This is a genomic window from Streptomyces sp. CBMA156, assembly GCF_014596515.1.
Taxonomy (GTDB): Bacteria; Actinomycetota; Actinomycetes; order Streptomycetales; family Streptomycetaceae; genus Kitasatospora.
Genome location: NZ_MSJQ01000019.1, coordinates 1 through 10,389 on the forward strand (window position 1 = coordinate 1; position 10,389 = coordinate 10,389).

Consider the following 10,389-nt stretch of genomic DNA (forward strand, 5'->3'; position numbering starts at 1 on the left):
CCCGCTGCCCCCGCCGACCGCCCGCCGCCGACCGCTGTCCGGCGGCGCCCGGGTCCGGCCGCCCGTCCGGCGCCTCGGCGAGCAGCTCGCGCGGGATCAGCACCACGGCCGTCCGCCGCCGACCGCTGTCCGGCGGCGCCCGGGTCCGGCCGCCCGTCCGGCGCCTCGGCGAGCAGCTCGCGCGGGATCAGCACCACGGCCGTCGTCCCGCCGTACGGGGACGGCCGCAGGTGCACCCGGATGCCGTGCCGCCGGGCCAGCCGGCTGACCACGAACAGGCCCAGCCGGTCGGTGTCGGCGAGGTCGAACTCCTGCTCCACGGCGAGGCGTTCGTTGATCTCGGCGAGCAGCTGCTCGCTCAGCCCGAGGCCGCGGTCGTCGATCTCCAGCGCGAAGCCGTGTGCCACCACCTCGCCCTGGACGGTGACCTGGGTGGTCGGCGGGGAGTACACCGCGGCGTTCTCGACGAGTTCGGCGACCAGGTGGGTGACGTCCGCGACGGCGCTGCCGAGCAGCCCGGTGCCGGGGAACGGCCGGACGATCACCCGGGCGTAGTCCTCGACCTCGCCGACCGCCGCCCGGACCACGTCCACCATCCGGACCGGCTTGCGCCAGGCCCGCCCGGGCGACCCGCCGGCCAGGATGATCAGGCCCTCGGCGTGCCGGCGCATGCGGGTGGTGAGGTGGTCGACCTTGAAGAGGTCCTCCAGCTCCGCCGGGTCCTCGGTGCGGCGTTCCATGGTGTCGAGCAGGGTGAGCTGGCGGTGCAGCAGCACCTGGCTGCGCCGGGCCAAGTTGACGAAGACCGCCGAGACCCCGCGGCGCAGTTCGGCCTGCTCGACGGCGGCCTCGACGGCGGCCCGCTGCACCGCGTTGAAGGCCTGGCCGACCTGGCCGATCTCGGTGTCCCCGAAGTGCAGCTCGGGCGCCTCGGCGGCCACGTCCACCGGCTCGCCGCGGCGCAGCCGGAGCATCACGGACGGCAGCCGGGTGCCGGCCAGCTCGTCGGCCGCGTTGCGCAGGCCGATCAGCTGGCGGGCCAGGCCGCGGCCGATCCGGAACGAGATCATCACCGACAGCACGACGGCGACCAGGCCGACCGCACCGGCGATGCCGCCGCGCCACAGCAGCCCGATCGCGCCGGACCGCGCCCGCTCGTCCAGCCCTGCGGCGATCCGGCTGTTGATCGAGGCGAGGTCGCCGAGCGCCCGGTCGGCGGTCTCCCGCCAGGAGTCGCTGTTGAGCGCCTGGACCACCCGGTCGGGGCCGCCGGCGCCGACGAAGTCCGCCTCGGCGCGGGCCAGCGCGCCCCAGGCCTCGCCGCCGCGCAGGGCGACGTAGTCGGACTGGTCGTCGGGTTCGAGTTCGGCGATGTAGACGGTGAACAGCGCCTGCTGGTTGTGCAGGGCGTCCAGTGCGACCTGGTACTGCTCGGCGGTGGGCTTGGCGGCGCCGGTGCGCAGGCCCTCCATCGCCGCGTCCTCCTGGGCCAGGTACTCGCGGGCGCGCACCAGCTCGATCAGGATCGTTCCCTGGCGCGGGAGTTGGCCGCTCTGCCGGGCGACATAGGCGGACCGGAAGCCGAACACCGGCTTGACCAGGTCGCTGTACTGGTCCAGCGCGAACTCCCAGTTCAGCGCGGAGCGGCCGACCTGGGCGCGCAGCGGGCCGATCTGGTCGGCGGCGGCGATGATCTGCACGAAGCGGCCGCGCTGGGAGGCGGAGAGCTTGCCGCCGGAGGTGTCCTTCTTCTGCCGCAGCACGTCCAGGCTGTGGTCGGTGGCGGCCTTGGCGCGCTCGTAGGCGTCCCGGTGGACCGGCGAGCGCGGGTCGGCCAGCCGCTGGACGGCGGCACGGCGCTCGTTCTGCAGGTCGGTGGTGTACTGGTCGACCGGGCCCGCGAACTCCTTGTACGTACGGCTGATCCCGAGCTGGTTCCAGACGTCCCCGGTGGTGGCGATCGTCGCGTACACCCACAGGGCGGTGAGGGCGACGATGGGCACCAGGAGCAGCGCGATGATCTTCGCGCGGATCGAGCTGCTGCGCAGACGCATGGAGTCCTCGGTCGGGAAGTGCCAGGCGCGGACGGGGAGCGGTGGAAGCGGTGGGAGTGGTGAACGGGCGGCGTCGGGAGCGGGTGGCGGGGAGGTACGGGGCGGGACGTTGCGGTTCGGGGCGGCGGCGCGGGAGCAACACGGAGAGTGATGGGGGAAGGGTCGATGGAGGGGCTCCCGGCCACAGGTCTGCGAGACTCTACTACGCCCTGACCACTCGTTCGAGGGGCGAACCGGTCCACTTCGCGGTCTCACCCCGCACACACGGGGAACCGGTCGCCCCCACCTCCGCTTCGCGCCCGAATCATCCCCAGATGACTGGAATGCCCGACCGTCGGGAGGCCGCGTCCGCCACCGCGGCTCCCCCTCCCCATCGCCCCCACGCCTCCCCGGCCACGGCACCGCCGACCAGGACCCGTGCCGATCTCGTCGTGTCACCGCCACAACCCCTGGGCAGTGACGGAGCGATCCGATAGTTTCGGCCCACCTCGTACTACCGGCGTCGAACTGGGGAGGACCGTGCGCGAGTTCACCACCCATGCCCCGGCCGTGCCCGAGGCCGCCGGAGGACTCGCCGACTCCCTGTACGACACCGCCGAACGCGCCCCCGAACTGGTCCAGCTGTCCTGGCGGGCCGAGGACGGCCGGTGGCAGGACGTCACCGCCAGGGAGTTCAGGAACCAGGTGCTCGCCCTGGCCAAGGGACTGCTCACTCACGGTGTCCGCTACGGCGACCGGGTCGCCCTGATGTCCCGCACCCGCTACGAGTGGACGCTGTTCGACTACGCACTCTGGTCGATCGGCGCGATCACCGTCCCGGTCTACCCGACCGCCGCCGCCGAGCAGGTGCGCTGGATCCTCGCCGAGACCCAGGCGGTGGCCTGCCTGGTCGAGGACGAGGACGCCGCGATGACGGTCGGCGCGGTCTGCGACGCGCTGCCCGATCTCGCCGGCATCTGGCAACTGGACCGCGACTGCGTCGCCGCGATCACCGAGGACGGCCGCGGCGTGCCCGACGCCCTGGTGCACCGCCAGCGCCTCGGCGTCGCCGCCCAGAACATCGCCACCGTCGTCTACACCTCGGGCACCACCGGCCGGCCCAAGGGCTGCCTGATCACCCACGCCAACCTGGCCGCCGAAGCCGACGCCCTGCTCGCCGGCTGGGGGGACGTCCTGCGCGACACCGGCGGCGACCAGCCCGCCACCCTGCTGTTCCTGCCGCTCGCCCACGTCTACGGGCGGGCCGTGCAGATCGCGGCGATCCGCGGCGGCTTCCGGATCGGGCACATCCCCGAGGTCTCCACGGACGCGCTGCTGCCCGCGCTCGCGTCCTTCCGTCCGAGCTTCCTGCACGCCGTCCCGTACGTCTTCGAGAAGATCTTCCAGCAGGCCCGGCGGGCCGCCGACGACGCCGGCCGCGGCGAACTCTTCGAGCAGGCCCGCCAGGTGGCCGTCGAGTGGGCCGCCGCGCGGGAGCAGAAGGCCTTCGGGCGCGGCCCCGGCCCCGGCGCGGCCCTGCGGCTGCGCCACCTCGCGTACGAGCGGACCGTCTACCCGAAGCTGCGGGCGGTGCTCGGCGGCCGGGTACGCAGCGTGATGTGCGGCGGCTCCACGCTGCGGCGCGAACTGGGCCTGTTCTTCACCGGCGCCGGCCTCCGGCTGTACGAGGGCTACGGGCTGACCGAGACCACCGCCGCGATCACCGCCAACCCGGCCGGACGGCAGAAGCTCGGCACGGTCGGACAGCCGGTACCGGGCGCCTCGGTGGCGATCGCCGACGACGGCGAGGTGTGGGTGAGCGGCGGCTCGGTCTTCGGCGGCTACCTCAACCATCCGCGGTGCACGGCCGAGTCCCTGGTCGACGGCTGGTTCGCGACCGGCGACCTGGGCCGGCTGGACGACGACGGCTACCTGACCATCACCGGCCGCAAGAAGGACCTGATCGTCACCAGCAGCGGCAAGAACCTGGCGCCGACGGCCCTGGAGGAGCGGGTCGAGGCGAACGTGCTGGTCTCCCAGTGCCTGGTGGTGGGCGACGACCGTCCGTACGTGGCCGCGCTGATCACGCTCGACCCGGCGGCACTGGCGCACTGGTTGAAGACCCACGGGCGGGAGCAGGCCGATCCGTGGACGGTACTCGCAGACGAGGAGCTGCACGTGGAGGTCCAGCGCGCGGTGGCGGCGGCGAACACCGCGGTGTCGCGGGCCGAGTCGATCCGCGCCTTCCGGCTGCTGCCGCGGGAGTTCAGCCAGGAGCAGGGGCTGCTGACCCCCTCCCTCAAGCTGCGGCGGGCGGCGATCGCGGAGTACTACGCGGCGGACATCGAGGAGCTGTACCTGCCCTGAACCGGGTCCGCACCTGCCCCGACCCGGGCCCGCCCTCGGTCCGGCCCTGTCCTGCGCCTGGCCCGAACCCGCTCTGAACCCGGCCTGCCCGACCGGTCCCTGACGTACCGTCTTGTCCCTTGTGTCGCGGCTTCGATGACCACGGGGTTCATCCACCGTTCCCTTGACGGCCCCATTGGTCTAGTCCATTGTTGCGACGATCCAGAGTTCCGCGCACCGATTCCACTCACGCCCTCCCCACGGGCGTACCCCCACCTGCTGGAGTCCTCACGTGTCGATGTCCACGCGCCTTCCCCTCGGCCTGCCCACGGGCCTGCCCACCCGCCTCTCCAGAGGCCTGTCCGCACTGGCCACCGCGGCCGCGCTGCTCGGCGGCCTCGCCGCACCGGCGGCCTCCGCCGACGCTCCCCCGGCCGGCGGCGCGGGCGCCGGGAGCGCCCCGACGGTCAACCTCGCGACCAACCCCGGTTTCGAGCTGCCCTCCCCCGAACTCGCCGACTGGGGCAGCATCCCCGGCTGGAGCTGCACCGGCGGCCCGGCCGAGGCGACCGTCACCACCACCGCCCCGCACGCCGGCGGCTCCGCGCTCACCGTCACCCCGGCGAACGCCGAATCCACCGGCGAGTGCGCGCAGACCGTGGCCGTCCAGCCCGGCACCACCTACACGGCCTCCGCCTGGGTGCGCGGCAACTTCGTCTACCTGGGCGCCACCGGCACCGGCAAGGACGTCGCCCCGGCCTGGACGGAAACCACCCGCGGCGGCTGGCAGCGGCTGACCACCCGGTTCACCACGGGACCGAACGCGCGCAGCATCCGGCTGTACGTGCACGGCTGGTACCAGCAGGGCCCGTTCTCGGTGGACGACGTCCGGGTGGACGGCCCCGCGCCCGCCCCCGCGGTGGCGGCGGGCTCCGTCCCGACCACCGACAAGGTCGTCTTCCTCACCGTGGACGACGGCTGGCAGCGCACCCCCGAGGCGGAGCAGTTCATCGCCGACCACCGACTGCCGATCACCGCCTTCCCGCTGCCGATGCCGGCCGCCACCGACCCGGCCTTCTTCAAGCGGGTCACCGCCGTGCCCGGCTCCTCGGTCCAGAACCACAGCGTCTCCCACGCCGACCTCAGCCAACTCCCGTTGGAGCGGCAGCAGGTCGAGATCTGCGACGCCAGGGACTCCCTGACCCGCCTCTTCGGCACCGCGCCGACGTTCTTCCGTCCGCCGTACTTCACCTGGAACGCCGACACCCTGCAAGCCGCCGCCAACTGCGGCATCCGCACCGTGCTCACCGCCGACGCCGACTTCAGCTGGGGCGCCGGCAACATCTGGCACCCGGGCCTGTTGCAGCCGGGCGACGTCGTGCTGATGCACTGGACGGACACCCTCGCCTCCGACCTCCAGCGCGCCCTGGCGGCGGCCGACGCCGCCGGGCTCAAGCCGGCCGGCCTGGTCGACTACCTGCGCTGACGGACGGTCCTCCGGACCCGCCGCGCCGCCGTCTCCGGGAGGAGCGGCGGCGCGGCGCCGTTCCGGCGCGGGAGGGCGGGGTCACCCGGGAGCGAGCCCCGCCGGGGCTTCCCGGGGCGCACCGGTCGACCCCTCCGCCGCTCAGCCGCTCAGCCGCTCAACCGCTCAACCGCTCAACCGCCGAAGACGTCTCCCATCCAGCCGATCAGGCGCGCCTCGAAGTCGGCGGCGGAGGTGATGCCCTGGGCCGGGATCGCGCCGCCCACCTCGTGCTCCTCCGCCGTGGCGGCCATCTCCTCCCAGCCGGCGGCCAGGTAGTCCACGTCCGCCCAGCCTCCGCGGAAGAGCACCACGTGCAGTTCGCCACCGGTCAGTGGGTCGGACAGCCGCAGGCCGACGGAGTCCGGATCGCCGACCCGGGTGCGATCCGTCTCCAGCGGCTGGGGCCAGGGGGCGAGGCCGTCGCGCCAGGTGAGCGGGCCCACCGTCAGCCCGGCCGCGCACCAGCGCGGGGACCGGGCGGTGATCCGCGCGGCGGCGTCGTCGAGGTCCACCACGCGTTCCACGGCGGCTCCGGCTCCCCTCGGGTGGTGATCACGCTCGTTGACAGCCCGTCCACGGCCTGGCTCTAATGGGGGCGTGCAGCGCGGCGTCGGCCACAGAGTAGTGGGCCGGCCGACAGCCGAGCGAGCACCCTTCCGAAGGGACGAAGCGCGATGAGCACTCTCTCCGCTGCCCTGATCTGACGCCAGGCGGTCACCGCGGTGCCCGCGTACGTGAGGCACCTCCACGGGGTACCTCCGCAGGGTGCGTCCACGGCGAACGTCGCCGGTCGCGCACCCCCGTGGCATCACCCGCACCCGCATCACGTGTGGCCGCGACACCCCTTTCCTCTCCGGAGATCCATCACCCACGCATGCCCATGTCCTTCAATCTGAACGTCATCGAAGAGTTCCGCGCCAACGACGGACGGGTCGGCGGCCCGTTCGAGGGCGGCGACCTGCTGTTGCTCACCACCACCGGGGCCCGCTCCGGGCGGCCGCACACCGTGCCGCTCGGGTACGTCCGGGCGGAGGGCCTGCTCCTGGTCGTCGCCTCGGCCGCCGGGGCGCCGGAACACCCCCAGTGGTACCGCAACCTGCTGGCCCACCCCGTGGTCCGGGTCGAACTCGGCACCGAGGCCTTCGACTCGGTCGCCGTCCCCGCCGAAGGCACCCGCCGGGAGCGGCTGTTCACCGCCGTCGTCCGGAAGGCCCCGGGCTACGGCGACTACCAGGCGCAGACCGAACGGGAGTTGCCGGTCGTGGTCCTCGAACGGCCCGAACCGCCCGAACCGACCTCCGGCGGCCTGACCTCCGGCGCCCCGGTCTCCGAGGGCCCGGCCCCGGTGGTGCGCAGCCTCGCCGACAAGCTGCTGGAGGTGCACACCTGGCTGCGCGCGCAGCTGCGCCACGTACGGGAGGAGGCGCACGCCCACGTCCCGGGCCGGCCGGCCGCGCTCGGGCTCCAGCTGCGCCGGCACTGTCTGGCCTTCTGTGACGGGCTGACGCACCACCACACCGGCGAGGACACCGCGATCTTCCCCGCCCTCGCCCGCAGTCATCCGGAACTGGCCGGCGTCCTGGCCCGGCTCGGTGAGCAGCACCTGGCCATCGGCCGGATCAAGGAGGAGCTGGTGGCGCTGCTGGCTGGCGTCGCGGTCACCGAACCGGAACGGCTCCGGGCGGAGTTGGACCGGATGTCCGCCGAGCTGGAGGCGCACCTCGACTTCGAGGAGGCCGAACTGCTGCCGGTCCTCGCGGGCATCCCCTTCCCGCCGACCGGGCCCGCGCCGAGCGGCGGCTGAGACCGCACCGCCGCCGTCCCTTCCCCCGCACGCACGGCGGGGGAAGGGACGGCGGCCGTTGCGGCTGACCGTCAGGACGCCGAGAACACCGGGAGGTAGCCGCCGGAGTGGCCGGCCGCCTTCGGGTGGTAGCTCTCGTCGACCGGCAGGGTGGTGCTGTTCAGCCAGGTGGTCAGCGAGCCGCAGATCTCGTGCTCGTTGAAGATGTTGCGGACGTCTCCGAAGGCGAAGCCGGCGTTGGCGGCACGCTTGGCGATGACGCCGTCCAGGGCGTCCGCGGCGCCGTTGATGGCGGCACGCTTGGTGTCGCCGATACCGAAGATGCAGCTGCCGCCGACCTTGTAGATGTGCGGGTAGCCCATCACCACGACGTGGGCGTTGGGGGCCTTGGACTTGATCGCCGAGTACACCTTGTCCAGCTGGCCGGGCAGGGTGCCGGTGGCGTAGTTCTTGGCCGTGTTGACGGCGTTGACGCAGTCGGTGTCCGTGCCCAGGACACAGGTCTGCATGGTGTCGGCGAAGCCGGCGTCGTTGCCGCCGATCGAGATGCTGACCAGCGTGGTGCTGGCGTCCACGGCGGAGATCTGGCTGTTCAGGACGTCGCCGGTCTTGGCGCCCGAACAGGCGACGAACTTGAAGGAGGACGGCGCGTGCGCGTTCTTCCAGAGGTACGCGTACGCGTTGGTGCTGCGCTTGCAGCTGCCGCTGTCGCTCAGGTAGCTGCCGGCACCGACACCGGAGGAGTACGAGTCGCCGAGGGCGACGTAGTTGACGCCGGCCGCGTTCGCGGACGACGCGGCGAAGAGCGTCGTCATGGTGAGGCCTGCCGCAACGGCGGCGATCGACAGGGCACGGGCAGAGCGGATCATCACGGCTCCAGTGGGGTGGCGTGGCGTGGGTCACAGAAGTGATACCAGGCAGTAGCCAAACCCGGAAGCGGTCATGCCAAGGATATTGACGGGACGTCTGATAGCTCAGAGATGAACTGCCGCCGACAATCCGTCATTTCACGCTGGTCAGAGCGGGTGCGGGGTGACGCGCGTAGTGCAGCGCGCGTAGACCGGCAACTTGCGGAAATTCCGCGCAGGACAAGCGGGGGGTCGCCGCCCGGCCACCGCCGGTTCGGATTCGACGAGGGTGCCGGCGGACACAGGGGGGGCGGATGGCATGCCTCAAAGGGCGTCAGAAGGTGGGCCGAAAAGGTCATCGACAGCGTCGACGGCACCGGACGGAATTTCACCGGTGTGGCCGATCGGACCCGGGTGACCGATGTGAACGGTTTTCAGGACGGCATGCCGGGCGTCGTTCGGACGTACGGAGCAGCGCGCGGTCTGCCCCGGACGCCGGGGCGACAGCCCTGAGCCCCAGCGCGCGGTCAGTCCCGAACGCCGGGACACGGTCGGGATCGGCCACCGGGGCAGCTCAACCCGAGTGGGCCGCGCGGTCAGTGCCGGGCATCGCGGCGCGGTCAGTACCGGGCTTCGGGGCGCGGTCAGCCCCGGACGCCGGGGTGGCCGTCACCGGGGTGCAGGGCACCCCGGTACACGGCGCCCTGGGAGACCGTGCAGCCCTCGACCGGCAGTTCCTCGATCGCCTCGTTCGCGGCCGCGGGCACACCGAGCCACCGGGCGGCGGTGGCGACCGCGGCCCGGGCCTGGCGCAGCCCGGGCAGGCCCCAGCCGAGCAGCTCGACGGCGAGGCCCGGCGCGACCAGCAATCGCCGGTAGTGCCGGCCCGAGGCCGGGTCGGGCACGCTCGGACCGACCGCCCGCAGCGCCGCCGCCATCCGGACCCGGGCGCACTCGTGCCCGCCGTTGGCTGAGCCGACCCGGTCGTAGAGGTAGCCGAGGTAGTACGGCCGGCCGATCACGGCCTGCGCCTCCTCGGCGGCCTCCCTGGCCAGGGCCGCCGCCGGGTCGCCGCCGTCCTCCGGCTCCAGCGAGCCGCCGGGCAGCGAGCAGATCCCGTCCCTGGGGTTGACCAGCGTCAGCACCCGCCCGTCCGGAGCGAACAGCCACCCCCAGGACTGCTTCGTCGGCAGCCCGTCCGGCACCTGCTCGCCCGGGCGCCACGGCCAGCCCGCCGTGGGGCGCCGCCGCACCTTCCCGAGCAGTTCGGCGATCTCCTCGCTGTACTCGATCGGGCTCATGCTCTCGCCCCGCGGCGCTCGGCGGGGGCACCCGCCCGGCCGTACCCCCTGGCGACGAGCTCGCTCCGCTCGCTCATCCGTCCCCCTCTCGCTGTCGGGCTTCGCCGGACCGGCGGTGCGCGGGGAGGACCTGCATGGCGCGGTACGGAACGGAGCGGCCGGAGCGGCGACGTGGGGTACCGCGCGCTCCTGCTGTTGATCTTCTCCGAATCTTCCCCGAACACGCGGTCGATGAACAGTCCCCAGCGCCGCATGGTGGATGCGGAGGGGGTGAACGCCCTGATCACCCAGTCACCCCAGCGGCCCACCCCCTTCCCCGGTGGCCGGGAGTCCTGGCAGCGGGAAGCCCGGCCGCGGGTCCACTCCGGGCGGGAAGGGCAGCCCCCGCGCGGCGTCGTCGGCCAGGTCGAACACCTGGTGCGCTCTGGCCGTACCAGCCGTGCAGGTAGACGGTGACGCTGGTGGCGTTCGCCCCGGTGGTGAAGGTGGTGGACAGCTGGTTCCAGCTGTTCTGGTTCGACCAGACGGA

7 protein-coding genes and 1 pseudogene are annotated in these 10,389 nt (G+C 73.2%); 3 read left to right on the forward strand and 5 right to left on the reverse strand.

What is annotated here, in order from left to right:
• The coding region (locus BU198_RS01145; protein ID WP_188294907.1) for a nitrate- and nitrite sensing domain-containing protein at window positions 1-2,054 on the reverse strand (2,054 nt) is incomplete at its 3' end.
• A gap of 519 nt (window positions 2,055-2,573) precedes the next feature.
• Here BU198_RS01145 and BU198_RS01150 point away from each other — a divergent pair.
• Both BU198_RS01150 and BU198_RS01155 read left to right on the forward strand, forming a co-directional pair.
• A complete protein-coding gene (locus tag BU198_RS01150) occupies window positions 2,574-4,400 on the forward strand; it encodes an AMP-dependent synthetase/ligase (RefSeq protein ID WP_188294908.1) in 1,827 nt (608 codons plus the stop codon).
• Window positions 4,401-4,677: 277 nt separating this feature from the next.
• Complete coding sequence (locus BU198_RS01155; RefSeq protein WP_223243750.1) at window positions 4,678-5,865, forward strand: polysaccharide deacetylase family protein; 1,188 nt, start codon at window positions 4,678-4,680, stop codon at window positions 5,863-5,865.
• A 173-nt stretch (window positions 5,866-6,038) separates the two neighbouring features.
• Here the strand turns inward: BU198_RS01155 and BU198_RS01160 are convergent, their stop codons facing one another.
• Entirely contained in the window at window positions 6,039-6,431 is a 393-nt protein-coding gene (locus tag BU198_RS01160) for a hypothetical protein (RefSeq protein WP_223243748.1), read from the reverse strand.
• A 350-nt stretch (window positions 6,432-6,781) separates the two neighbouring features.
• On the opposite strand from BU198_RS01160, the gene BU198_RS01165 reads away from it, so the two are divergent.
• The gene (locus tag BU198_RS01165) at window positions 6,782-7,711 is read left to right on the forward strand and encodes a nitroreductase/quinone reductase family protein (RefSeq protein ID WP_188294910.1); all 930 of its coding nucleotides are present in this window, start codon (window positions 6,782-6,784) and stop codon (window positions 7,709-7,711) included.
• Between the two features lie 71 nt (window positions 7,712-7,782).
• Here BU198_RS01165 and BU198_RS01170 read toward each other — a convergent pair whose 3' ends face one another.
• From BU198_RS01170 to BU198_RS41700, 3 genes and pseudogenes are all read right to left on the reverse strand, one after another.
• Window positions 7,783-8,580, reverse strand: coding sequence for an SGNH/GDSL hydrolase family protein (locus BU198_RS01170; RefSeq protein WP_188294911.1), 798 nt, complete (start codon window positions 8,578-8,580; stop codon window positions 7,783-7,785).
• A gap of 623 nt (window positions 8,581-9,203) precedes the next feature.
• Window positions 9,204-9,860: an NUDIX domain-containing protein gene (locus BU198_RS01175; RefSeq protein ID WP_188294912.1), complete on the reverse strand. Its 657-nt coding sequence runs from the start codon at window positions 9,858-9,860 to the stop codon at window positions 9,204-9,206.
• 283 nt (window positions 9,861-10,143) lie between these two features.
• A pseudogene (locus BU198_RS41700) lies at window positions 10,144-10,389 on the reverse strand (chitinase); the annotation flags it as partial.